20 protein-coding genes are annotated in these 23310 nt (G+C 68.5%); 9 read left to right on the forward strand and 11 right to left on the reverse strand.

From position 1 onward, the window contains the following. Window positions 1-57 precede the first annotated feature (57 nt). On the forward strand, window positions 58-2889 hold the full coding sequence (gene ppc / locus HTS88_RS15910) for a phosphoenolpyruvate carboxylase (RefSeq protein ID WP_174180032.1): 2832 nt from the start codon (window positions 58-60) through the stop codon (window positions 2887-2889). A gap of 142 nt (window positions 2890-3031) precedes the next feature. Beyond that, entirely contained in the window at window positions 3032-3337 is a 306-nt protein-coding gene (locus HTS88_RS15915) for a hypothetical protein (RefSeq protein ID WP_066273735.1), read from the forward strand. 44 nt (window positions 3338-3381) lie between these two features. On the opposite strand, the gene HTS88_RS15920 is transcribed toward HTS88_RS15915, so the two are convergent. The 3 genes from HTS88_RS15920 to HTS88_RS15930 form a co-directional block, all read right to left on the reverse strand. Continuing rightward, on the reverse strand, window positions 3382-4008 hold the full coding sequence (locus HTS88_RS15920; RefSeq protein ID WP_174180035.1) for a DedA family protein: 627 nt from the start codon (window positions 4006-4008) through the stop codon (window positions 3382-3384). A 40-nt stretch (window positions 4009-4048) separates the two neighbouring features. Next, the gene (locus HTS88_RS15925; RefSeq protein ID WP_174180037.1) at window positions 4049-4681 is read right to left on the reverse strand and encodes a hypothetical protein; all 633 of its coding nucleotides are present in this window, start codon (window positions 4679-4681) and stop codon (window positions 4049-4051) included. Between the two features lie 76 nt (window positions 4682-4757). Then, window positions 4758-5741 (reverse strand): RluA family pseudouridine synthase, encoded by a 984-nt coding sequence (locus tag HTS88_RS15930; protein ID WP_174180076.1) that lies wholly within the window; start codon window positions 5739-5741, stop codon window positions 4758-4760. A 118-nt stretch (window positions 5742-5859) separates the two neighbouring features. Between HTS88_RS15930 and HTS88_RS15935 the strand changes: the two genes are divergently transcribed. Continuing rightward, window positions 5860-6489, forward strand: coding sequence for a winged helix-turn-helix domain-containing protein (locus HTS88_RS15935; RefSeq protein WP_174180039.1), 630 nt, complete (start codon window positions 5860-5862; stop codon window positions 6487-6489). Further along, entirely contained in the window at window positions 6482-7174 is a 693-nt protein-coding gene (locus HTS88_RS15940; protein ID WP_174180041.1) for an SRPBCC family protein, read from the forward strand. Before HTS88_RS15935 ends, HTS88_RS15940 begins: the two co-directional genes overlap by 8 nt. 42 nt (window positions 7175-7216) lie before the next feature. On the opposite strand, the gene yczR is transcribed toward HTS88_RS15940, so the two are convergent. Then, window positions 7217-8764 (reverse strand): MocR-like transcription factor YczR, encoded by a 1548-nt coding sequence (gene yczR / locus HTS88_RS15945; protein ID WP_425515562.1) that lies wholly within the window; start codon window positions 8762-8764, stop codon window positions 7217-7219. A 61-nt stretch (window positions 8765-8825) separates the two neighbouring features. Here yczR and yczE point away from each other — a divergent pair, with 61 nt between their 5' ends. Next, window positions 8826-9482, forward strand: a complete 657-nt coding sequence (gene yczE, locus HTS88_RS15950; protein WP_174180043.1) for a membrane protein YczE — start codon at window positions 8826-8828, stop codon at window positions 9480-9482. Window positions 9483-9498: 16 nt separating this feature from the next. Here yczE and HTS88_RS15955 read toward each other — a convergent pair whose 3' ends face one another. The 4 genes from HTS88_RS15955 to HTS88_RS22425 all read right to left on the reverse strand — a co-directional run bounded on the left by HTS88_RS15955 (window position 9499) and on the right by HTS88_RS22425 (window position 17737). Beyond that, window positions 9499-10335 (reverse strand): Fpg/Nei family DNA glycosylase, encoded by an 837-nt coding sequence (locus HTS88_RS15955; RefSeq protein ID WP_174180045.1) that lies wholly within the window; start codon window positions 10333-10335, stop codon window positions 9499-9501. Then, window positions 10328-15403 (reverse strand): Lhr family helicase, encoded by a 5076-nt coding sequence (locus HTS88_RS15960; RefSeq protein ID WP_174180080.1) that lies wholly within the window; start codon window positions 15401-15403, stop codon window positions 10328-10330. Before HTS88_RS15960 ends, HTS88_RS15955 begins: the two co-directional genes overlap by 8 nt. A 118-nt stretch (window positions 15404-15521) precedes the next feature. Beyond that, the gene (locus HTS88_RS15965; protein ID WP_174180047.1) at window positions 15522-17042 is read right to left on the reverse strand and encodes an FAD-dependent oxidoreductase; all 1521 of its coding nucleotides are present in this window, start codon (window positions 17040-17042) and stop codon (window positions 15522-15524) included. 344 nt (window positions 17043-17386) lie between these two features. After that, window positions 17387-17737, reverse strand: coding sequence for a DUF4232 domain-containing protein (locus HTS88_RS22425; protein ID WP_309296834.1), 351 nt, complete (start codon window positions 17735-17737; stop codon window positions 17387-17389). Here HTS88_RS22425 and HTS88_RS22430 point away from each other — a divergent pair. Further along, on the forward strand, window positions 17730-18044 hold the full coding sequence (locus HTS88_RS22430) for a hypothetical protein (RefSeq protein WP_343044996.1): 315 nt from the start codon (window positions 17730-17732) through the stop codon (window positions 18042-18044). The genes HTS88_RS22425 and HTS88_RS22430 overlap by 8 nt on opposite strands. 156 nt (window positions 18045-18200) lie before the next feature. Here the strand turns inward: HTS88_RS22430 and HTS88_RS15975 are convergent, their stop codons facing one another. Further along, window positions 18201-18956: a YcnI family copper-binding membrane protein gene (locus HTS88_RS15975; protein WP_174180050.1), complete on the reverse strand. Its 756-nt coding sequence runs from the start codon at window positions 18954-18956 to the stop codon at window positions 18201-18203. A gap of 79 nt (window positions 18957-19035) precedes the next feature. Beyond that, a complete protein-coding gene (locus tag HTS88_RS15980) occupies window positions 19036-19662 on the reverse strand; it encodes a hypothetical protein (protein ID WP_174180052.1) in 627 nt (208 codons plus the stop codon). A 213-nt stretch (window positions 19663-19875) separates the two neighbouring features. On the opposite strand from HTS88_RS15980, the gene HTS88_RS15985 reads away from it, so the two are divergent. From HTS88_RS15985 to HTS88_RS15995, 3 genes are all read left to right on the forward strand, one after another. Next, a complete protein-coding gene (locus HTS88_RS15985; RefSeq protein WP_174180054.1) occupies window positions 19876-20223 on the forward strand; it encodes a hypothetical protein in 348 nt (115 codons plus the stop codon). 198 nt (window positions 20224-20421) lie between these two features. Then, entirely contained in the window at window positions 20422-21639 is a 1218-nt protein-coding gene (locus tag HTS88_RS15990) for an NRAMP family divalent metal transporter (RefSeq protein ID WP_174180056.1), read from the forward strand. After that, window positions 21636-22421: a putative hydro-lyase gene (locus HTS88_RS15995; RefSeq protein ID WP_174180058.1), complete on the forward strand. Its 786-nt coding sequence runs from the start codon at window positions 21636-21638 to the stop codon at window positions 22419-22421. The genes HTS88_RS15990 and HTS88_RS15995 overlap by 4 nt, the downstream gene beginning before the upstream one ends. A gap of 163 nt (window positions 22422-22584) precedes the next feature. Here the strand turns inward: HTS88_RS15995 and HTS88_RS16000 are convergent, their stop codons facing one another. Further along, window positions 22585-23283, reverse strand: coding sequence for a GntR family transcriptional regulator (locus tag HTS88_RS16000; protein ID WP_174180060.1), 699 nt, complete (start codon window positions 23281-23283; stop codon window positions 22585-22587). Window positions 23284-23310: the final 27 nt, after the last annotated feature.

Consider the following 23310-nt stretch of genomic DNA (forward strand, 5'->3'; position numbering starts at 1 on the left):
CTCACAGTATCCAGCGCAGTGTACGAGCCAAGTCCGAACCCTCGAAAGATAGTTTCCATGGCTCACACTGCAACGAATCCCGAAACCGATCTTGCCTCCGAACTGAGGGCAGACGTCCGCCGCGTGTCCACCCTGCTGGGTGAATCGCTCGTCCGCCAGCACGGTCCCGAACTCCTCGACCTCGTGGAGCAGGTCCGCCTCCTCACCAAGGAATCCAAGGAAGCCGCCCGCGGCGGCGCCGATGCCACCGGCCCGTGGAGCGCACACGACGTCGTGGCCCAGGTCCGCGAACTCCTTGGCTCGCTGCCTATCGAGCAGGCCACCGACCTGGTCCGTGCCTTCGCCTTCTACTTCCACCTTGCCAACGCCGCTGAACAGGTGCACCGGGTGCGCGGCCTGCGGACCCGCGCCGAAAAAGACGGCTGGCTGGCCAAGACCGTAGCGGACATCGCAGAGCAGGCGGGCACCGGTGTGCTGCAGGAAGTGGTCAACGGGCTGGACGTCCGCCCCATTTTCACCGCGCACCCCACCGAAGCCTCGCGCCGTTCGGTGCTGGACAAGATCCGCAAGCTCTCCGACGTCCTGGCCCAGCCCAGCGCCGAGGGCACCACCGCCCGGCGCCGCCAGGATCGCCAGCTGGCCGAGATCATCGACCAGATGTGGCAGACCGACGAGCTCCGCCAGGTCCGGCCCACTCCGGTGGACGAGGCCCGCAACGCCATCTACTACCTGAGCAGCATCCTGACGGACGCGATGCCGGAGATGCTCACCGAACTCTCTGAACTGCTCGGCGAGCACGGCGTGAGCCTTGCCTCCCAGGAAGCGCCCATCCGCTTCGGCTCCTGGATCGGCGGTGACCGAGACGGCAACCCCAACGTCACCGCGGCAGTCACCCGCGAGATCCTGCAGATCCAGAACCAACATGCGGTCCGGATCAGCATCGGAATGATCGATGAACTGATCTCCATCCTCTCCAACTCCACCGCGCTTGCCGGCGCGGACCAGGAGCTCCTGGACTCCATCGAGGCGGACCTGAAGAAGCTGCCCGGCCTGGACAAGCGCGTCCTGGAGCTCAACGCCCAGGAGCCCTACCGGCTCAAGCTGACCTGCGTTAAAGCCAAGCTGATCAATACGGGCAAACGGGTGGCTGCAAACTCCAACCACGAGCACGGCCGCGACTACAGCGGAACCGGCGAACTCCTTGCCGACCTGGAACTCGTGGAACTCTCGCTCCGGAACCACTCGGCGTCGCTGGCTGCTGACGGCGCGCTCGCCCGGGTCCGCCGCGCCATCGCCTCCTTTGGACTCCACCTGGCCACCCTGGACATCCGCGAACACGCGGACCACCACCATGACGCCGTCGGCCAGCTGATGGATCGGCTGGGCGGGCCCGGCGTGCGGTACGCGGAACTCAGCCGCGGGCAGCGGCTCGAGGTGCTCGGCTCCGAGCTCGCCTCGCGCCGGCCGCTCTCCGGACACCCCATTAAGCTCGACGGCGCCGCCGACGGTACGTACGACGTCTTCCGTGAGATCCGCCGCGCCCTGCGCGCCTACGGCCCGGACGTCATCGAGACCTACATCATCTCCATGACCCGCGGCGCCGACGACGTGCTTGCCGCGGCAGTCCTGGCCCGTGAGGCCGGCCTGGTGAACCTCTTCGGCGAGAAGCCCTACGCCAAGATCGGGTTCGCGCCGCTGCTGGAGACCGTGGAGGAGCTGCGGGCCTCGGCCGAAATCGTGGACCAGCTGCTGTCCGATCCCTCCTACCGGGAACTCGTGCGCCTCCGCGGCGACGTGCAGGAGGTCATGCTGGGCTACTCGGACTCCAACAAGGAATCCGGCGTGATGACCAGCCAGTGGGAAATCCACAAGACCCAGCGCAAGCTGCGCGACATCGCCGCCAAGCACGGCGTGCGCGTGCGCCTGTTCCACGGCCGCGGCGGATCCGTGGGCCGCGGCGGCGGACCCACCTATGACGCCATCCTGGCCCAGCCCAACGGCGTCCTGGAAGGCGAAATCAAGTTCACCGAGCAGGGCGAGGTCATCTCGGACAAGTACTCGCTGCCCGAACTCGCTCGCGAAAACCTGGAACTGTCGCTCGCCGCCGTGCTGCAGGGCTCGGCCCTGCACCGCGATCCGCGCACCTCCGCGGACCAGCGGGAACGGTACGGGCACGTCATGGAGACCATCTCCGACGCCGCTTTCGACCGGTACCGAAAGCTGATCGACCATCCGGACCTGCCGGCCTACTTCATGGCTTCCACCCCGGTGGAGCAGCTGGGCTCTCTGAACATCGGGTCGCGCCCGTCCAAGCGCCCGGACTCCGGCGCCGGGCTCGGCGGGCTGCGCGCCATCCCTTGGGTGTTTGGCTGGACGCAGTCACGCCAGATTGTGCCCGGCTGGTTCGGCGTCGGCTCCGGCCTGAAGGCTGCCCGCGAGGCAGGCAACACCGCGCAGCTGGTGGAGATGTGGGAGAACTGGAACTTCTTCCGGTCGGTGCTGTCCAACGTGGAAATGACGTTGGCCAAGACTGACCTGGACATCGCAGGCTACTACGTCTCCACCCTGGTCCCCGAAGAGCTCCACCACATCTTCCGCGCCATCCGCGAGGAGTATGAGCTCACCGTGGCCGAGGTCCAGAACCTGACCGGCGAAAACCTGCTCCTGGACGCCCAGCCAACGCTCAAGCGCTCGCTGGAAATCCGGGACCAGTACCTGGACCCCATCAGCTACCTCCAGGTGGAGCTCCTCCGCCGTGTCCGTGCGGAAGCTGCCGAAGCCGCGGAGAAAGCCGACGGCATCACCGGCGCAGAGATCGACGAACGGCTGCAGCGCGCCATGCTCATCACCGTCAACGGTGTGGCGGCAGGCCTCCGCAACACCGGCTAGCCCCGACGCTCTCTCACTTAATGCAGCGTTTTCACCAACGCTCATGCACCGGTGAGAGAGCGTTGGCGGTTTCCCTGCAGAAAGTGAGAGAGCGTTGCAGGGGCTTGGGGGACGGGGAAGCCGCCGGGATAGGCTGGAGGGCATGCCTTCCTTCCAGACCCGACTGAAAATCACCGGGCTGCGGCCGGGCAACCCGCCCGAGGCCGTCATGGACACCGCGGTGGAAGCCCTGGGGACCCGGCACCATGTGGAGGCGCACCAGCTGCAGCTTGCCGGGGGAGTGCCGCAGCTGAACCTGCGCTTCCTCGTTGACGCCACAGAATACAGCGGCGAGAACCGGCAGGCGCGGGATTCGGCAGCCATGATGCGTGACGCCGTCGAACGCGTGGCCCTGACCGGATCCCTGACCGTGCTGCGCCGCAGCCGCGGCCGCTGGACACCGGTTTAGCTGCCCGCTGGACGCCGGTTTAGCGGCCGGTGTAAGACGGCGCTTCAGGCTTCGGGAGCCAATGGGCCGGGTTCCTCCACGGGGGACGGATTTCCGCGCCGGCGCGTGGCAATAACGCCGACGGCGGCCCCCACCACAAGGCCGAGCACCACGCCGATGAGGGAGCTGGCCCAGAACGGAAGCCCTGTGGCCGAGCCGGTGAAGTAGCCCAGGCCCACCAGCCAGCAGGCCCAGAGCACCGCCCCTATCCCTGCGCACAGGCTGAAGCCACGGACGGCGACACTGGCGATGCCTGCCGCGGCAGAGGTGGCAAGGCGGCCGCCCGGGATGAACCTGGCGCCGATGATGGTCCCGTACGTGGAGGAGCGGCCGGCCCGGGCGATGGCGTCATGGATCCCGCGGTGGATCCGGCGGCCCCACGCCCAGCGGTCCAGCACGTGGCTCAGCCGGCGCCGGAAGAGCTGGAAAACCACCATGTCGCCGACCCAGGACGCCAGGGCGGAGAGGAACCCCACCAGGAAAACATTGGTCCGGCCGTCCGCGGACAGGGCACCGCCGGTGATCACCACCATCTCGGAGGGGATCAGGGGAAAAATGGCGTCGCCGAGGACCACGGGGATGATCCAGAAATAGATCGCCGACCCCCAGCTTTCAGCGCTGCCGAAGTCCATGGCCACAACGTACCGCAGATTTGGCCGGCCGGCGCTGCCCCTACCGTTCGGACTTCGGTGTACGGCTGAGGTGCTGCCCCGCCAGGAAGTACCAGTAGGGCCAGGCGACCCAGGCGACTGCTCCCGCCGCGACTCCTGCTCCGCCGATGCCGTAGCGGACCCAGTGTGGAAGCTGCTCCGCCCAGGTCAGGCCGGCCACCGGCAGCGCCACCAGCAGCGTGCCTCCGATGGCCTGTCCCAGCCGGGCGAGGTTCCGAGGGTAGGCGCCGGAGGGCAGGAGCGCCCGGTGCGCCAGCAGGAACCACGCGGCCTGGACCGTCATGGCCGCAACGGAGACAACTGTGGAGCTCTTGAAGTCGAGCTGTTTGACGACAAGCAGGAACGAGCTTGCGGAGCCGGCAGCGCAGGAAGCGGTGACCACCCATTTGCCGGCCTCCGAGGCCACCGTCCGCGGCAGCCGGCGGTGCACCTGCAGGATTACGGGGATGGCCGCCAGGTTGAACAGGGCACCTGTTGCGTCATTGATGGTGCCGAAAACGTAGGGGCCGTTGCGGGGTACTTCCACCGCATACATGGCACCGAGGGTGGCCACCCCCACTGCGCCCAGGCCTGCGGCGGCGTAGGCGGCCCTGGCGGCGGTGCGGTCGCCCGGGATCCAGGCCAATGCGTCCATGATGGTTCCTTGCCTTGCCCCAGGTACCCCTCAGGATAGTCCTCTCCGCACCGGCCATCCAGAGGTAGACGGCGGATCAGGCCTGGCCCGGGTGTGCCTCGCTGAGTTCCAGCCCGCTGCGGTACTCCACGGGCTTGCCGCTGATGGGATCCACGAACCGGATGCCGCGGGCCAGGAGCTGGAGGGGCCTGGTGTAGTCGTCCGGAGCCTTGTCCAGCAGGTCCGGGTAGAAGGCGTCATTGACGATGCCCAGCCCCAGCGACGCCATGTGCACCCGCAGCTGGTGCGTTTTTCCGGTGTGCGGCTCGAGCCGGTAGCGGGCCAGCCGCCGGGGACTTCCCGGTGCCGCGGCAGAGGTGCCCGCCGCACCCGGCGCAGCGCCGCCGTCGAACGTTTCCAGGCGCTCGATCCGCGTTTCCGCGTTCGGTTCGCCGTCGATGACTTCGGCGAGCAGGTAGCTGCGCGACTTGGTCATCCGGTTGCGGACCACCACCGGGAAGTCGACGGCGGGATAACCCTCCGCGGGCTCGGCGGCGGACACGCACTCGTAGTCCTTCTGGACCTGCCGCTTCTCGAAGAGGACCTGGTACCTGCCGCGGGTCCGGGGATTGGTGGAGAAGAGCAGGACCCCGGCCGTCATGCGGTCCAGCCGGTGCATGGGTATCAGATCCGGCAGCTCCAGCTGGTTGCGCAGCCTGACCAGCGCCGACTCCTGGATGTAGGTGCCGCCGGGGGTGGTGGGCAGGAAGTGCGGCTTGTCCACCACCAGCAGGTGCTCGTCCTGGTGGAGGATGGTGATCTCCACCGGAATCCGCGTCTCCGGCGGGAGGCTGCGATAGTACCAGATGAACGTGTGGTCCTGCAGGGGAGTGGCGCGGTCCAGTGGCACCCCGCCCTCGCCAACGATCTCGCCGGCGTCGAACCTGTCCTCGATGCCCTGGGGGTCGATGTGTCCCCAGCGGTGCATCATGTAGTCCATGGCCGTGTCCCAGGGCCCTTCTCCGGGGAGGCGCAGCCGGGTGGCGTTGACGCCGTCGCGCACGGGGAGGGGGGATTGCATCACCGGACCATTCTACCGGCGGGTGCTGCCGGCCCGGGCGGAGCCCCCAGGGGCACACCCGGCACCGAACACAAAAAAGTTATTGACAATAAAAATTGTCGGTAGCGATACTTGAATCATGTTGGAGATAGCCGTCATCGAGGATCCCGCCGCGGCCGAGGCGTCGCTGGATCCGATCCGGACCCGGATCCTTCGCGAACTGGTGGTGCCGGCCTCGGCAACCCAGCTCGCGGTGCGGGTGGGGCTGCCGCGGCAGAAGGTCAACTACCACCTCAGGGCCCTGGAAAAGCACGGCCTGGTGGAGCTGGTGGAGGAACGGCGCAAAGGCAACATGACCGAACGCATCCTCCAGGCCACAGCGTCGTCCTACCTGATCTCTCCCCAGGCGCTGGCCTCGGTGTCCCCGGACCCGGGCCGCTTTTCCAGCCATTTTTCAGCATTCTGGCTGCTGGCGCTTGCGGGCCGCATGGTCCAGGAGATGGGAAAGCTGATCGCCGGCGCGGCCGCTGCCCGCCAGAAGCTGGCCACGTTCGCGGTGGACGGTGAAGTCACGTTCCGGACCGCGGCCGACCGCGCAGCGTTCGCCGAAGAGCTCGGCGTGGCGGTCACCCGGCTGGTGGACAAATACCACGACGGCGATGCCCCCCGCGGGCGCCGGCACCGGCTGGTGGTGGCGCTCCACCCCGTTCTCAAACCCGCCAAAGACCCCACACAAACCCCTTCAGGCAAGGAGCAGGACAATGACTGACAACCGCAACTTCGAAATCGTCTACGACACCGAACTTCCGGGGACGCCGGATCGGGTCTGGGAGGCTGTGACCACCGGAACGCCCGCGTGGATGTTCCCCACGGACGGGTGGCCGGACGTCAAGACCGTCCAGGAGTACCCCACCCACCTGGTCTCCCGGATCGAGGGCCCGGACGGCTGGTTCAACCAGCTCGAGCATGTGCTCGAACCGCTCGACGGCGGCCGCGCCCGCCTGCACTATGTCCACAGCGGCATCTTCGCGGACAACTGGGACGAGCAGTACGACGGCGCCAGCCGCCACACGGAGTTCTACCTCCACACCCTGGGCCAGTACCTGAAGTACTTCGACGGACAGCCCGTGGTGTTCACGGACATCCAGGCGCCGGCAGCGTCCCAGGCTCCGGACGGCTTTGCGCGGCTTCGCAACGCGCTGGGCGTGGACTCCGCCGGGCAGGGTTCCCGGGTGGATCTGGAGCTTGACGGCGTGGGCCGGCTTTCGGGGGAAGTGGACTTCTCCAACGAGCACTTCCTGGGGTTGCGCACCTCCGACGCCATGTACCGCTTCTTCGGCCGCAACGCCTGGGGCGCTCCGGTGGGGATGACTGTGCATGATTTCAGCGGCACCGGCGACCCGGATGCCACGGCCAAGGCCTGGGGCGGCTTCCTCGAAAAGGCCTACGCGTAGGAGCCCGGGACCCAGTGATCGGCGGGCACGGGCTCCCGTCGGTCACGCAATGGCCACGGCCGGGGCGCTCTTCAGGGTCCGTCGGAGCTGCGGGGCGGCATCGAGCCGGTCCTGCGCTGAACGCAGGGCCAGGACCGCAGCTTCAAGCTTGTCCGGCGGCAGGGTGAACGGCACCCGCAGGTAACGCTCGAAGGCGCCGCCTATCCCGAAGCGCGACCCTGCCGCCAGCCGGACCCCGAAGTCGGGGGCGATGACGGTGAGCGCAGTGCTGATGGGAGCGGGCAGCCGGCACCACGCGGACAGTCCGCCGGAAGGGTAGGCCGCCTCCCACTCCGGCAGGTGGCCGGCAAGGAGCTCCAAAAGGGCGGCGCGGCTGTCCCTGAGGGCGGCAATCCGTGCCGGCAGCGGCTCATCGAGGGCCCGGACCAGGTGCGCTGCGGCCAGCTGTTCCATAAGGGGGCCGCCGAGATCCAGTGAGGTCCGGGCTCCCGCAAACCGTTGGATCAGGTCCTCCGAGGCCCTGATCCAGCCGGTGCGCAGCCCGCCCCAATGGGATTTGCTGAGCGAGCCGATGGTCACCACCGCCGGACTGAACGCCGCGACCGGTGCGGTCACAGCGCCGTCGAGGTTAAGCTCCCGCAGCGTCTCGTCCACCACCAGGACCGTCCCGGCGGCCGCAGCTGCCCGGACCAGGTGGCGGCGCTGGAGGTCGGGCATCAGCTGGCCTGTGGGATTGTGGAAGTCGGGCACCACGTAGGCCAGCCGGGGCCGCTGCTGCTGCAGGGCGGCCTGCAGGGCGGCCATGTCCCACGCCTGCGCGGCCCCTGCCCGGGCGCCGTGCGTGCCGGCGCTGGTGCCGGCCCTGCGTGGGCTTATTCCGGTACCGGCCGAGAATGCTACCGGGACCGGCCGGCAGCCCGCAGCCCGGATGGCGTCGAGGGCGTTGGGGTAGCTGGGGTGTTCCACCAGTACGCGGTCCTGCCTGCCGGCCAGGGCGCGGAGGATGATGTTCAGGGCGTGCTGCGCCCCCGATGTCACCATGATCTGGCTGGCGGTTGTGGGCACCCCGGCCGCCGTGTAGCGCGCAGCAACTGCTTCCCGGAGCGGGAGCAGGCCCAGGGCGTCGTAGCCGAATCCGGGGAGCAGGGCCGGAAGCTCGGTGAGGGCGGCGGCGAACGCACGGTGCACCACCTCCCCGCTGGCAGGAAGCGAGGCGTAGGCGAGGTCGATCAGTCCCTCCGGAGCCGCGAGCCCGGGGGCGGTCAGCGCCGGATCGTTCCGCACCGGTCCCGTGAAGAGCGTGGTGCCTGCCGGGGTGAGGCGCGGGATCCGCGTCCGGCTTCTGCTGCCCTGGCCGCCTGTGAGGAAGCCCTGCTCGCGGAGCAGCCCATAGGCGGCAGTCACCATGGTCCGGCTGACGCCCAGGGCTTCGGACAGGGCGCGCTCGCTGGGCAGCGCAGTGTCCAGGGCCACCCGGCCGTCGAGCACCAGCAGGCGTACGACGTCGGCCAGCTCGCGGTAGCCGGGCGTTGCGCCGACGTTCCACTCGCCCAGGAGACGGGACAGGCCGGAGGCGGTGAGGGATGACATCAGGCCAGTATCTCAAACTGGCTATGTAATTCAAGGCCAGTTTTCTGCCAGAGTCGTTCCTATGTTGACCCGCAGGCTCCTTCAGCTCTTTACCGGCCTCGCCATGTACGGCGTTTCCCTGGCCATGTTCATCCGCGCAGGACTGGGCCTGGACCCCTGGGATGTCTTCCACCAGGGCGTGGCCGGCAGGACAGGACTCAGCATCGGCGTGGTGGTCATCATCGTGAGTTTCCTGGTGCTTCTGCTGTGGATTCCGCTGCGCCAATGGCCCGGTTTCGGAACACTGTGCAACGCCATCCTGGTGGGTGTGTTCGCGGACATTGGCCTCGCCCTGATTCCGGCCGTGACCCATCTGGGCGGGCAGATCTGCATGCTCGGCGGCGCGGTGGTTTTGAACGGCATCGCTTCCGCTTGTTACATCGGTGCCCGGTTTGGTCCCGGCGCCCGCGACGGACTGATGACGGGCCTGGCCAGGCGCACCGGCTGGTCCGTCAGGTGGTCCCGCACGCTGATCGAGGTTGTGGTCCTGGCTTTCGGGTGGTTCCTGGGCGGATCGGTGGGCGTGGGCACCGTTGTCTACGCCCTGGCCATCGGCCCCCTGGTCCAGCTGCTGCTTCCGCTGTTCATGGTGCCGGCGCCACGCCGCGCAGACATCGCTTCACCGGGAGGCAGCAACCTTGGAACTCCTGCTAAGGCCTCCCTGGCCGGCAACAGCTGAGGCACCACACGGAGGCCTAACCCTGGGCCGGGAGCGGCTGGCACTGGGGGCAGTAGTAGATGTCCCGTTCCTCGTCGCCGTTCAGCTTGCCCAGCACGCCGCGCCGGATGGGGGTCCCGCACTTCAGGCAGGGCTGGTGTTCCCGGCGGTAGACCCAGTAGCCGGGCCGCCCCGCCATCCGGCCGACGGGCATGCCGCGGGCGTTGAGGATGGTGACGCGGCGGCCCGGGCCCAGGTTGACTTCCAGGAGCTGCTTGGCGTCCGTCATCATGGTCCGCACATCCTGGACCGCCGAGACCGGGGAAGCGGGGTGCACGCCGGACAGGAAGCATGTTTCGCAGCGGTAGATGTTGCCGATCCCGGCCAGGTTGCGCTGGTCCAGCAGCGCCACGCCGATGGGGACGTCCGGGGCGGAACGGACCCGCCGCTCCGCCTCGTCCAGGTCCCAGTCCGGCCCCAGCAGGTCCGGACCCAGGAAACCCACGATGGAGTCCTCGCTGGCGGTGGCCACCACCTCAACAACCCCCAGGGAAAATCCGACGGCGTCCGCAGCGGCGGTGCGCAGCACGCACCGGGCGGTGTAGCCGGGTTTGCGCCACCGTCCGCCGGGCGGGTACACCTGCCAGGTTCCCTCCATTTTCAGGTGCGAATGGATGGTGAGCTTTTTGTCGTCCGGCCCCACCACGCGCATCAGCAGGTGCTTGCCGCGGGGCACCACTTCCGCCACGGTCCAGCCGGTGAGGTTGAGGGTTGCAAAGCGGGGCACGCGGAAATCGGAAGCAAGGAGTTTTTGTCCTGCCAGGGCCTGGTGCAGCTGGTTGGCTGCCCGCCAGACGGAATCGCCCTCAGGCACGGATCCTCAGTCCTTTCGGGGTGGAGTAGGCGCCGGCCGAGCTCAGGGCGGCAGCGACAGGGGTATCCAGGATGCCGTGCCCGTTGACCTTCTCCATGATCAGTTTGTCCACGGCTCCCCGGGTCACCACGCCCACCAGCGCCGCGCCGGCGGCCGAGAGGACGGCTTCATCGCCGCTGAAGGCCAGCAGTGTCTTGCCGCCGCGTTCAACATAGAGGACCAGGGCCCCGTCCACCAGCACCACCAGGGCACCCGCCTTCCGCCCGGGCCGGTGCCCCGTGCCGGCGTCGTCCTGGAGGGCCGGCCAGGGGAGGGCCGCTCCGTACGGGTTGGCAGGGTCCGTCGCCGCCAGCGCCAGGGCGACGGGTTCGGGCCTGGCGAGCTGGGTGTCCTCCGAATAGGACCGCAGCCGGTCAACAGTGGCCGGAACCGCGAACTGGGCCGCCCCCAGGTGCTCAATGAAGTAGCCCCGCCGGCAGCGTCCGGCTTCCTCCAGCCTCGCGAGGACCTTGTACATGAGGCCGAAGCCGCCCAGGATCTGTTCCGCCATCACGGACCCCCTGGTGACCACGCCATAGCGGTCCAGCAGGAGTTCAGCCGTGGCCCGGGCATGGATGGTGGCGTCCAGTTCCGGCTGCGGCAGGGCAGACCAGCGGCCGGCGGCCATCGGGGGAGTTGACGCACCTCCGGCCGACGCACCGTACCTGCCGCCCGCCAGGCCCGGCGATCCCATGAGCCCGCTCCCATGGGAACGGCCCAGCCTGCTGAGCCGGGGTGCCCTGGCGCGGGGTGCGCGGGCCACCTGCCGGTGCGCGGTGTGGCCACCGGCGATCAGCGCGCGGACCGGGGCGAACGTATCCCCGGTGATCCGGCCCGCCCACGCCAAGTCCCAGAGTGCCGTCACCACTTCCTGGTCGCTGAGGACGGCATCCATGCCCCCGGCGACGTCCGTGAGCTGCCGGAAGAAGTAGCCGCCGCCGTTGTTGCGAAGGTGCTCCAGGAGGCGCTGCTGCGCATCCCCGGGCTCGTACTCGATGGCAGGGTTGAGAGTCAGTTCGGCGGAGTCGGCAAGGTGGAGGCTGATCCAGCCGTCGTTTCCGGGCAGGGCTCCGGCGCCTGACCAGAGGACCTCCCCGGCGGCCATCAGTTCATCCAGCATTGCCGGCTGGTAGTTGGACACCCTGCCGGCAAGGACCAGCGGTTCCCAGGCCGAGGCCGGAATGGGCACCCCGGAAAGCTGGTCGACGGCGGTGATGATGCCGTCCAGCCCCCGCAGCGACGGCTGGCCGCGCCCTCCGCCGGGTGTCCTGACATGCTGCCAGGCGGGCAGGAAGCGCCCGTAGGCGGCCGCATCCACCGGTTCCACTTCCGCGCGGAGGGCTGCCAGCGAACGACGGCGGAGCTTGCGCAGGACCTCTGCGTCGCACCATTCGCTGACCACCGTGTGCGGGGAAAGGTTGGGCGCCGCTGGTTCACTTGCAGGCTGGCTTTCCTCCGGTCCGGTGCCTTCTCCGGCGGCACCGCTGGTGGTGTCCGGGACGGTTTCCGCTGGCCCTGCATGCGGCCGGAACTCGCCCTCCACTACGCGACCGTCTGCTGCCAGGCGTTTCAGGGCAGTGCTGACCACTGCCACGCCCAGGCCAAGCCGTGCTGCTGCCTCGGCCGCGGTGAAGGGTCCGTGCATGCGGGCATACCGCGAAACAAGGTCGCTGAGGGGATCCGCGACGGGTTCGATGAACGCGAGCGGGACCCCCATGGGCAGCGGAACGCCTATGGCGTCCCGCAGCCGCGCGGCATCCTCCACAGCCGCAAAGCGTTCCACGCCGCCGATGTTGACCTTGATGGCACGGTTGGCGCGCTGCAGGGCCACCAGGTGGGCAGTGGCCTCCACCGGCTGGGCGTGCCCGGCGTCCACCGTGGCGTGGCCGTGCCCGGTGTCCTCTGGGGAAACGGAGTCGTCAGCGTCAACCAGGTCCTCAGCGACACCACCGGTGGCCTCCGCCGGCTGAGTTGCTGCCCCGTCCTGGTCGGATGCGGGGGGCGGCACCACTGCCGCGGGCTGGCCACCCGTTGCGGCCGGTTCCAGGCGCGCGGCCACCTCCTCGGGCGCCAGGGGGCCAAGCAGCCGCAGCAGGTCCGCCACCCCTTCCATGCCCCGCACCCGCCTGTCCGGCGCCAGCCGCTGGAGCTCGCGCTCGGTGGCTTCGATGACCTTGGAGTCCAGCAGTTCGCGCAGTTCAACGCGCCCCAGCAGCTCGTTCAGGAGCGTGGAATCAAGGGCCAGCGCGGCGGCTCGGCGCTCCGCGAGGGGAGAGTCGCCTTCGTACAGGAACTGCGCCACGTACCCGAACAGGAGGGACTTGGCGAACGGGGACGGCTGGGACGTGGTGGTCTGGACGATCCTCAGCTCGCGCCGTTCCACGGACGCCGCGATGTCCTTCAACGCCGGGAGATCGTAGACGTCCTGCAGGCATTCGCGGACGGTTTCCAGCACGATGGGGAAGGTTGGGTACTTCCGGGCGACATCGAGCAGCTGGGCTGACCGTTGCCGCTGCTGCCACAGCGGTTGCCGCTTGCCCGGGGTCTGCCTGGGCAGCAGCAGCGCCCGCGCGGAACACTCCCGGAACCTCGATGCGAAGAGTGCACTGCCGCCCACCTCGGCTGTAACGATCTGCTCCAGTTCCTCGGGGTCGAAGAGGAACAGCTCCGCCCCCGGCGGCTCATCCTCCATCATGGGCACGCGGAGCACAATCCCGTCGTCGGCAGCCATCGCCGAGCCGTCCAGCCCGTATCTCTGGTGGAGGCGCTGTCCGACGGCCAGTGCCCAGGGAGCATGCACGGGCATGCCGAACGGGCTGTGCAGGATGACGCGCCAGTCGCCCAATTCATCGTGGAACCGCTCAACCACCAGCGTGGTGTCGCTGGGAACGACCTCGGTGGCCAGCTTCTGCTCGGTGAGGTACTGGATCAGGTTGTTCGCGGCGAACTCATCCAGGCCGCTGGCTTTGCAGCGCTCGGTGGCAGGGCCGGCGTCGGACGCCGAGAGCTCACGGACGAACGCGCCAAGGGCGCGGCCCAGGTCCACTGGCCGGCCGAGCGAGTCGCCCTTCCAGAAAGGCAGCTTGCCCGGCTGGCCGAAGGCGGGCGAGACCAGCACGCGGTCATGCGTGATGTCCTCGATCTTCCAGCTGGTGGCGCCCAGCGCAAAGACGTCCCCCACCCGCGACTCGTACACCATCTCTTCATCCAGCTCGCCTACCCGGCGCCCGCCCTTGGGGGCGGGCGCCGGTTTGCCCTCCGTGGAAGGGGAAGCCGATCCTTCAACCTCCGTGCCGATGATGTACACACCGAAGAGCCCGCGGTCGGGGATGGTCCCGCCGGAGGTCACCGCCAGGCGCTGCGCGCCCGGCCGGCCCTCGATGGTGCCCGCGTTGCGGTCCCAGATGATCCGTGGGCGGAGTTCGGCGAATTCGTCGGACGGGTACCGTCCGGCCAGCAGGTCCAGGGTGGCTTCGAACGCTGAGCGCGGGAGTGATGCGAAAGGCGCCGAGCGCCGTACCGTGGCAAACCATTCCTCGACGTCGATGCTGCCCAAGGCGGCGGCGGCAACAGTCTGCTGGGCCAGGATATCCAGCGGGTTGGCCGGGATGCTGAGGCGCTCGATCTTTCCGCCGAGCATCCGTTCCACCGTAATGGCGGTGTGGACGAGGTCCGCCCGGTGTTTCGGGAAGAGGACGCCCTGGGAGACTTCGCCCACCTGGTGCCCTGCCCGGCCCACCCGCTGCAGGCCGCTGGCCACGGACGGCGGTGATTCCACCTGCACCACCAGGTCCACGGCGCCCATGTCGATGCCGAGCTCCAAGGAAGACGTGGCCACCACGCACCGCAGCCGGCCCGATTTCAGGTCGTCCTCGATGAGCGCCCGCTGGTCCTTCGAAACGGAGCCGTGGTGCGCGCGGGCCAGCACCGGATCTGCCCCCGCAGAGCTTCCGGCCTGCGCCATCATGTGCGCCGGCGTGGCGGTGGAGGCGGGAACGCCGGGTGCCGCTGCCTGCTGGGCCGGGTCATCCCAGCCGCCGCCTGCCGCCACCAGCTGCCGCTCCGCGTAAATCTCGTTGAGCCTGGCCGTGAGGCGCTCCGAGAGGCGGCGGGAGTTGGCGAACACAATGGTGGACTGGTTGGCCAGCACCAGGTCCACGATCTTCTCTTCCACGTGCGGCCAGATCGATGCCTGCGGCTGGAGCCCGGAGGCGGGGCCGGAGTCGAAAGCCCCCGCGGCGCCCTGGAGGTCGGACATGTCCTCCACCGGGACGGAGACGGTGAGGTCCCAGTTCTTTTTGGCAGGAGGGGCAACAATTTCCACCGGCGCTGTGCCTGCGAGGAACTGCGCCACGAGCTCCTTGGGTTCCACGGTGGCGGACAGTCCGACGCGCTGGGCCGGTTTGGGCAGCAGCGCATCCAGCCGCTCGAGGGAGACCGCCAGGTGGGCGCCGCGTTTGGTCCCGGCCACGGCGTGGACCTCATCGATGATGATGGTGTCCACTTCGGTGAGCGTTTCCCGCGCCTTGGAGGTGAGCATCAGGAACAGGGATTCCGGGGTGGTGATGAGGATGTCCGGCGGGTTGCTCAGCAGGGCGCGGCGGTCAGCAGTGGTGGTGTCACCGGAGCGCACGCCCACGGTGGTCAGCGGGGCCGGCAGCCCAAGGCGCTTGGCGGTCTGGGTGATGCCGATCAGCGGTGAGCGGAGGTTCCGTTCAACGTCCACGCCCAGGGCTTTCAGGGGTGAAATGTACAGGACACGGGTCTTGCGCTTCGGCGCGCGGGATCGCTTGCCCTTCGAGGTGGCCGCGCCGGCGGCCACCGTGGCCTCCGGTGCTTCCGCGGCGGAGGCCAGGAGCCGGTCCAGCGCCCAGAGGAAAGCGGCGAGGGTTTTCCCGGACCCCGTCGGGGCCACCACCAGGGCGTGCGAGCCCGAGGAAATGGCGCGCCAGGCGCCCTCCTGCGCGGGCGTCGGCTCTGAGAAGGCACCGAGGAACCAGTCGCGCGTGGGCCTGCTGAACTGGGCCATGGTGCTGGCGCTTGGGCCCTTTCCGCCTGTGCCCTTTCCGCTGGTGGGGGCCTCTTCCTCGATCATGCCTCCATCATGCCCCAAGGCACCGACACTGATGCCGGCCGCCTGCCCGGGCTCACGCCTTGTCCGCGGCCGGGAGGTCCCTGGTGGCCGGCCCCTCCAGGAGTTTTCCGTCGCTGCTGAACCGTGAGCCGTGCAGCGGGCAGTCCCACGTGAGTTCGCTGTCATTCCAGTGCAGGATGCCCCCGAGGTGCGTGCAGACGGCCGACAGCCTGCACGTGGTGCCGTCCACGGTGGAGACAGCCACCGGCCTGGGTCCTTCGCTGTACACCCTGCCCTCGCCGTCGGCCGGAACCACCGGGGCGGGGGCCGGCTCCTTGCTGTGCTTCCGCAGGCCCTCCGCGGCCAGTTGTCCCCAGCCGGCGGCAAGCTTGCCTGCCACGCCGGCGTTGAGGGCGACGGCGGAGAAGGCTCCCGAGGGCGAGGTGACCCTGCGGTGGATGGTGTTTGCCCAGGGCACGTTCCCGCCGAGGATGTCGGCAGAGATGCCGACGGCGGCCGCCACCGCGTTGGTCATGCCCCACTTGCTGTAGCCGGTGCCGAAGTGGATGTGGCCTTTGCCGCGGGGGAACCTGCCGAAGAAAGGCATGAGGTTGGTGGGCATGTAGTCCTGCGCGGACCAGGTGTGGGTGGCAACGGCGCCGGGGTAGTGCCGGCCGGCCCAGTCCAGGAGGCTGCCAAGATGGTGTTTCTCGGACCGGGCCCGGCCCACGTGGTGCCCGTGGCCGCCCACCAGGAGCAGGCGGCGGCCGTCCGCGTCGTAGTCCCTCAGCGAATGGGTGGGCTGCTCCACGGAGAGGTACATGCCCGGGGGAGGAGCCTGGTCGTCCTGGAGCTGGAGGGCTGCCGCGTAGGAGCGGCTGGGCTTCAGTTTGGCGAAGTACAGGCCGCGGTCCAGCACGGGAATGCCGGTGGCGAGCACCACCTCGTTGGCGGTGACGGTGCCGTGGTCGGTATGCACCGTGGCGGGCCCGCTGCCGGTGACGTCCTGCAGCCGCACGCCGCCCACCACGGATCCTCCCCGGCCCCGGATGTCCGACACCAGCGTTTCCAGCACCTTCACCGGGTGGATCTGCGCCTGGTCCGCCAGGCGGACGGCGCCGTGGACGGGAAACGGCAGGCCGGCGTCGCGCACGTATTCCAGGTCCAGCCCGGCGGTGGTGCCGGCGCTGACTTCTTCGCGGAGCTTTTCGGTCCCCTGCGCGGAGGCTGCGTAGGTGTAGGCGTCCCTGCGCTGGTACGGCACACCCTGTTCGTCAAGGTACCGCAGGAGCCAGGCCTGGCCCTCGCGGTTGGCATCCACGTACGCCTGCACCTGCTTCTGTGAATACTGGCGGGCGAGCTGTGACAGGAATGTCCCCTGGAGCAGGGTTACCTTGGCGGTGGTGTTTCCGGTGGTTACGGCGCCGGGGTACCTGGCCTCGAGGACAAGCACGTTCTGCCCGGAGCGTGCCAGCAGCAGCGCGGTCACCAGGCCGGTGAGTCCTGCTCCGGCCACCACGGTGTCGTAGGTGCCTCCCGGCTCGAACGGATCGGAAACGAACGGTTCGCTGTGGTCCAGCCAAATCGACGTCATGCCTGCTCAGCCTGCCTTTTGTCCAGGCCCTGCAGGGCCGGTTTGTGATGGGTCCCTTATGACCCCCACCCATCAATGGCGTATTTGCTAAGTATACTTATGATGTTGGGGTTTAAGTCTATGGTCAGGTGGCAGCCACGAAGTGAACATAGCGACAAAACAGCAGGAGACGTCATGACAAGCATGAGTTCCGACGGCCGCGCAGTGGGCCGGACTACCACGGCCACCAGGCAGCCACAACCAGGCAACCAAAGCCCCGAACAAGTCAAAAAGAGAAACTGCAGGCGGCCCGGCATCATGCCGGACCGCCTGCAGTTTCCTTGTGGAGCGCCGCCGCGGAGGAATCAGGCGGGCTGGAACGGGCTGATTGTCAGGAGCGTGATCGCACCGTTGCTGCAGGCCCTGGTGGGCTGGGGCAGGAACAGGGACTCCGTGTCCTCGGGCGGGTAGATCCGGTAGCCGGCCGCATCCACCAGGGCGCAGTCCGAATAATTGCCGGCCTGGGTGTAGCGCAGCACGGCCGAGCCGGTTTGTCCGGGGGCCAGGAGGACGTCCACCGCCGCGGTGGATTCGTCCCGGACCGCCGGCGCGCCGATGGGAGCGCCGGCAGCATCAGCGGTCAGGGACACCCCGGCATAGCCGCGGAGGATGCACGGATCGGAGCCGGTGTTGGTGAGGTTGAGCTTCATGTACACGCTGCCGGCCGCCCCGCCCCCTGACGCGTCGGTAGCCGCCGAGAGCCCTGCCGCCTTGCAAAGTGCGGGGTCGCCCGGGGCCGGAGCCGCGGAGGACGGGGACGTGCCGGGGGACGACGGCGGCGCAGACGCCGTGGGCGCCGCGGACGATGCGTCGGGGCTGGCTGGGCTGCTGGCCGAGCCGGTGCCTGTGCCGGTTCCTGCTGCAGTCGCCTGCGACTGCGGCTGCGCCGGCCCGCAGGCACTGAGCATCAGTGCCGCCGCCGCGGCCGCCGTGGACATGACCAACCCTTGGAAAATTCGCTGAGACCTCATGGCACCACCTTCGCCGCAGCGGGTGTCCGCGTCAACGGCACAACGGGCCGCCCCGGCATTTTGATGCCCGGATCGTGATGATCCGGGCATCAAAAGCCGTGGCGCTGCCGGCTGGGGCCGCCCTTGGTGCGGCTGTGACGGTGCGGCGCTACTTCGCCGGGGTGTCCGCCGGGTTGCGCCGGGCCGTGCTGCGGACCAGGGCCGTACCGCCCAGTACCAGCCCGCCGAGGCCCGCTGCCAGGCCTGCCCAGCTGCGCGCTCCTGCTCCGCCGTCACCTGCCCCGCTGCCGCTGACCGCCGAGGCTTGTTCGGTGGAGTGGGACGCGGCCGGGGCAGCCCCGTGGCCGTCAGTGCTTGCGGCTTCCGTCACGGTCACCGACGGTGCAGGTGCCTTCAGGGAATGGGGGTCCTGGCCGTCCGCCGGAATTTCGGACCAGTCAGTCTGGCCTGTTTCGCAGGTCTGGAGCGTGGGGAAGTACAGCGTTTTCCCGGCTGCATCAGGCAGTTTCGCCGAGAGGACCAGGGTGTCCCGGAGCTGGTGTTCCAGGGGCGCCTTGGCGGTGTAGACGATCTGGCTGGTCCGCTTGGTGATGGAGGTGCCGTCTGCGAGCTTCTTCGGTTCAGGGAGCTGCTCGGTCACCTTCTCCACGGTCCAGTTCGGGTTGACCGTGGGCTGGGCGTCGTTCAGCTCCGCGGGCAGCGTGATGGCCACCCTGGTGGTGCCGGACTCGTCGCAGCCGTGGGGGACCGCAAACGTGAGCAGGGCATAGGAGTTGGCCGAGGTCTTGTCCGGCGTGACGCCGACGTGGGCGGCGGCGCCGCCCGCGGCTGCCAGCAGAAGCGCAGCGGCGCCTCCGGTGGCTGCTGCCGTTGCCAGGGAACGTCGAAGGATGGAGGTATGCATGGTTGCCTTTCCGGCGCACGCCCGGAACCGGGGTGCTAAAAGTCTTTTGTGGGCCCGGCGCAGCAGGACGCGGAGCGGGTCAGGAGGAAAGCACGACGGCGGAAGGCGGGCCGCGCCGGCTGTCCTGCCGGAGGTTGCGCCAGGGGCGCAAAGGGGCGGCGGCAGGAGGAAAAGCAGCTAAAGGCGGGGCGCCGTCGTCGCACGCCACCGGCTGGGGGAGCGCAACAAGGGGCCGAAGCCAGGCAGCCAGCGCCCACAGAGCGGCCTCGCCTTTGGCGAGGAGCAGCGCAGAGCCCAGTGTCGCCAGGACGTGCGCAGCGAGCATCAGGGGAGCGGCTGTTGCCGCGGCTCCGGCGAGGTGGTCTGCCGCCGGGGTGAGGAAGCCGGGTCCGGCCACATGGCTGACGTGGGATGCGGCAGGGCCGGACCCCGCTGCCGTACCGGTAGAACTGAAGGCCGTGAAGACCTCATGCAGTGCCACCTGCCCGCCGCCCAGGAGCGCGGCCAGCGCGGGAAATCCCAGGCGCAGGCGTGTTGCGGTGGTGCTGCCCAGCGCGGTCAGGGACAGCACGGCCAGCATGATGGCGGGCGCGGGGAGCTCCCCGCCGGCAGCGAGGTGCGCTCCGGCGGCAAGCGCCAGGATGACGGTGGCCACGGCGGTGGCGCGCAGGAGGTGGAAGGGGGTCCGGGGACGATGTGCCGGCACGGATGGTCCCCCTCACAATGACGGAACGGGCCGCGGACGGCGGCGCCGGTTTAATGATGGCCGTTCAGATTCTACCGGCGGGAAGGGTGCGTGCGCGCGCCCCGGGCGGGCAGTTCCCGGCACGCCCGCAGGCCCGCCCGCCGGCTATGTACCGCCCCTTCGGGCCCGCGTAGACTGCGAGCGTAACTGCCAGGCGATCTTGAGGAGAAGTTCATGGACTACACCGGAAGCCAGTCAGAGAAGGCCGTTCCCGCCGGTGAACTGGACCGCGGGCATGTTGGCCACACGGTCAGCTTCCAGCCGAACGAGTTCACCGTGGTGTTCGGGAAGATCGCCGGAATAGCCCGCACGGAGGCCATGGTCTACCTGTCCCTAGCCGGAGTCTCGGGCGGCACGCACCTCAAGGATGAATACGATCTCCCGGTCACCCATCCGGTATACCTCCAGGTGGACGTCATCTCCAACGCCGAGTCCACCATCAAGGACCTGTTCGGCAAGGTCCAGGAGAATCTCCGCGGCTCGGGGCACAAGGGCGGCGAGGAACGGACCGACCGGCTGTAGCTTTCCAGCCGCAGGGGGAGCGGCCGGCGGCGGTGAGGCTGGGATCCGAGGGGTCCCGGCCTTCTTTCGTCGAACCACAAAGATCGACAACGTAGGAAAAAGTTGTTGAACAATACCTTGCGCGGATTGTTCAACAACCTGTAATGTCGATCGGGACGACCACTGTGACTCCAGTCACCCTGAAAATTGGACGAACCCATGGCAGAAACCGGCATAAAACTGAACCTGAGCTCCTCTGCTCGGCGCACGGCCCTCCTGGGAGCCATGTTCCTGATGGCTACCAGCGCCATCGGGCCCGGCTTCATCACCCAGACCACTGTTTTCACCGCCCAGATCGGTGCGTCGTTCGCGTTCGCGATCCTGGCGTCGATCCTCATCGACATCGCGGTCCAGATGAACGTCTGGCGCGTTATCGGCGTCTCGGGGCTGCGCGCCCAGGAACTCGGCAACAAAGTCCTCCCCGGTATTGGCTGGTTCCTGGCGGGCCTGGTCTTCCTCGGCGGCATGGTGTTCAACATCGGCAACATTGCCGGAACAGGACTCGGCGTCAACGCGATGATGGGCGTGGATCCGAAGATCGGCGGGCTCGTGTCCGCAGTCGTCGCCATCCTCATCTTCGTCAGCAAGAAAGCCGGCATGGCGCTGGACCGGATCGTGGTCCTGCTGGGCGCCGTCATGATCCTCCTGATGATCTACGTGGCCATTGTTGCCGCCCCGCCCCTGGGCGAGGCCCTGAAGAACACGTTCCTGCCCGAGACGGTGGACTTCCTCATCATCACCACCCTCGTGGGCGGAACCGTGGGCGGCTACATCACTTACGCGGGCGCGCACCGGATGCTGGATTCCGGTGCCACCGGAGTGCGGCACGTCAAGGAGATCACCCGCAGCTCCGTCCTGGGCATTATGGTTACCGGCCTCATGCGCGTCCTTCTCTTCCTGGCGATCCTCGGCGTTGTGGCCGGCGGCACGGTGCTCAGCAGCAACAACATGGCCGCCGAAGCCTTTGGCGCCGCTGCCGGCGAAATCGGCCTCCGGATGTTCGGTGTGGTTCTCTGGGCCGCAGCAATCACCTCAGTGATCGGCGCTGCCTTTACCTCCGTCTCCTTCATCACCTCGTCCCGCACTTCAGAGCGCAAGCGCAACCTCATCACCGTTGCCTTCATCGCAGTCTGCGCCGTGATTTACGCCTTCCTCGGCCAGGCGCCGCAGCAGCTGCTGATCTTCGCCGGCGCCTTCAACGGCCTGATCCTCCCGGTCGGCTTCGGTGTCCTCCTCTGGGTGGCCTGGCGGCGCCGCGACCTCCTGCACGGCTACGCCTACCCCAAGTGGCTGCTGCTGGTCGGCGTCGCCACCTGGCTGATCACGCTGTTCCTTGGCTGGAACTCCGTCATGGGCCTGGCGAAGCTGTGGTCATGACCGGCCGCGCCTCCATGCTCCCCGCCGAAGCCCGCGAGGCCTTCCGCGCCGGACTGGTGGAGCCGACGTCGGGCTGGTCCCGCGGCTACGCGCAGGCCAACGTCCTGTCCATCCCGCGGGAGCATGCCTTCGACCTGCTGCTGTTCGCCCAGCGCAACCCCAAGCCGTGCCCCATTTTGGGCATCCTCGAACCGGGCCACACCACCGGGCCGCTGCTGGCCGGCGGGGACATCCGCACGGACGTCCCCAAGTACACCGTCTACAAGAACGGTGAAAAAGTGGATGAACCCACGGACATCACCGGCTACTGGCAGGACGACCTTGTGACGTTCCTGATCGGCTGCTCCTTCACCTTCGAGGCAGCCCTGCAGGACGGGGGCGTCCGGATCGCGCATATCGACCAGGGCGTGAATGTGCCCATGTACCGGACCAACCGGGCCTGTGACCCGGCCGGATCAATGTCCGGTCCGATGGTGGTTTCCATGCGCCCGGTACCGGCCTCGCAGGTTGCGGACGCGGTCCGCATCACCTCGCGGTACCCAGCCGTGCATGGCGCCCCGGTCCACGTGGGCAACCCGGAGGAATTGGGCATTGCCGATCTGGGCCGGCCCGATTTCGGCGACGCCGTGAAGATCCCGGCCGGCCACATCCCGGTGTTCTGGGCCTGCGGAGTGACGCCGCAGGCGGCCGTGATGCAGTCGAGGCCCCCGCTGGCCATCGGCCATGCGCCCGGCCACATGCTGATCACGGACGCACGGGACAGCGACTACCTGGTGCCGTAGGCGCCGCTCATAACAAGGGGTGCCGTAGGCGCCGCTCATAACAAGGGGCGCCGTAGGCGCCGCTCGTAACAACTGGTGCCGTAGGCGCCGCGGACAACTAAAGAACCAGGTGTGGGGCAGGAGGAAACCTCCTGCCCCACACCTGTATGTTTCGGCTTCGTGCCTATCCGGCGCGCTGCCGCATCCCGGACCCGCGGTCCTGCTCCGAGCCCAGGTGCGCCAGCAGCTCCGCCTCAGCCTCGTCCAGGTAGGCGCGCAGCCCCTCTGCAGCATCCTGGCGTGCGCCGGCGCGCAGCTGCTTCACCAATGTCACGTTGCGGTCCACGTAGTGGCTGTGGAAGTCCGGTGCCGAAGCCATGGAGTGGAACACCAGCCGCATTTCGGCCAGCACCCGGTCCATGAGCTCCTGCAGCGAAGCGCTGCCGGTCAGGGCTACCACGGCTCCGTGCAGTGCCTGGTTGGCATCGGCCATGTCGGGCACTGATCCGCTGTCCCGGGCCTGCTGCGCCCGCTGCACAATGATTTCCAATCCCTCCAGCACCTGCGGTGTCAGCTCGCCCCAGAGGACGGCGGCAGGCTCAATCATCCGCCGCACGCGGTAGATTTCGCGGACTTCCTCCACGCCCGGTGACGCCACAAAGACGCCGCGGTTTGGTATGCGCGTCACAATGGATTCGCCGGCGAGCGTGGTGAACGCCTGGCGCAGGGTGTTGCGGGAAACACCCAGCGCTGCGCACAGCGGCTCCTCGGACAGCTTGGACCCCGGCGTAAGTTCACCCGCGGCAATGCGGGTGCGCAGCACCGACGCGATCCAGGCCGTGGTGTGTGCGTGTTCCGCCGTACCGTCTGCCGAAGTGTTCATTGGTTTCCCCCATTCCCGTTCGACTAA

Source organism: Pseudarthrobacter oxydans, assembly GCF_013314975.1.
GTDB lineage: Bacteria > Actinomycetota > Actinomycetes > Actinomycetales > Micrococcaceae > Arthrobacter > Arthrobacter oxydans.

Coding starts and splice junctions, on each gene's coding strand:
- yczE (WP_174180043.1), top strand. CDS start 8,826: ATGTTGACCCGCAGGCTCCTTCAGCTCTTTACCGGCCTCGCCATGTAC.
- HTS88_RS15940 (WP_174180041.1), top strand. CDS start 6,482: ATGACTGACAACCGCAACTTCGAAATCGTCTACGACACCGAACTTCCG.
- HTS88_RS15985 (WP_174180054.1), top strand. CDS start 19,876: ATGGACTACACCGGAAGCCAGTCAGAGAAGGCCGTTCCCGCCGGTGAA.
- HTS88_RS15995 (WP_174180058.1), top strand. CDS start 21,636: ATGACCGGCCGCGCCTCCATGCTCCCCGCCGAAGCCCGCGAGGCCTTC.
- HTS88_RS16000 (WP_174180060.1), bottom strand. CDS start 23,283: ATGAACACTTCGGCAGACGGTACGGCGGAACACGCACACACCACGGCC.
- HTS88_RS15925 (WP_174180037.1), bottom strand. CDS start 4,681: ATGGACGCATTGGCCTGGATCCCGGGCGACCGCACCGCCGCCAGGGCC.
- HTS88_RS15930 (WP_174180076.1), bottom strand. CDS start 5,741: ATGCAATCCCCCCTCCCCGTGCGCGACGGCGTCAACGCCACCCGGCTG.
- ppc (WP_174180032.1), top strand. CDS start 58: ATGGCTCACACTGCAACGAATCCCGAAACCGATCTTGCCTCCGAACTG.
- HTS88_RS15965 (WP_174180047.1), bottom strand. CDS start 17,042: ATGACGTCGATTTGGCTGGACCACAGCGAACCGTTCGTTTCCGATCCG.
- HTS88_RS15920 (WP_174180035.1), bottom strand. CDS start 4,008: ATGGACTTCGGCAGCGCTGAAAGCTGGGGGTCGGCGATCTATTTCTGG.
- HTS88_RS15935 (WP_174180039.1), top strand. CDS start 5,860: ATGTTGGAGATAGCCGTCATCGAGGATCCCGCCGCGGCCGAGGCGTCG.
- yczR (WP_425515562.1), bottom strand. CDS start 8,764: ATGTCATCCCTCACCGCCTCCGGCCTGTCCCGTCTCCTGGGCGAGTGG.
- HTS88_RS22430 (WP_343044996.1), top strand. CDS start 17,730: ATGTACACGCTGCCGGCCGCCCCGCCCCCTGACGCGTCGGTAGCCGCC.
- HTS88_RS15915 (WP_066273735.1), top strand. CDS start 3,032: ATGCCTTCCTTCCAGACCCGACTGAAAATCACCGGGCTGCGGCCGGGC.
- HTS88_RS15990 (WP_174180056.1), top strand. CDS start 20,422: ATGGCAGAAACCGGCATAAAACTGAACCTGAGCTCCTCTGCTCGGCGC.
- HTS88_RS15975 (WP_174180050.1), bottom strand. CDS start 18,956: ATGCATACCTCCATCCTTCGACGTTCCCTGGCAACGGCAGCAGCCACC.
- HTS88_RS15960 (WP_174180080.1), bottom strand. CDS start 15,403: ATGGCCCAGTTCAGCAGGCCCACGCGCGACTGGTTCCTCGGTGCCTTC.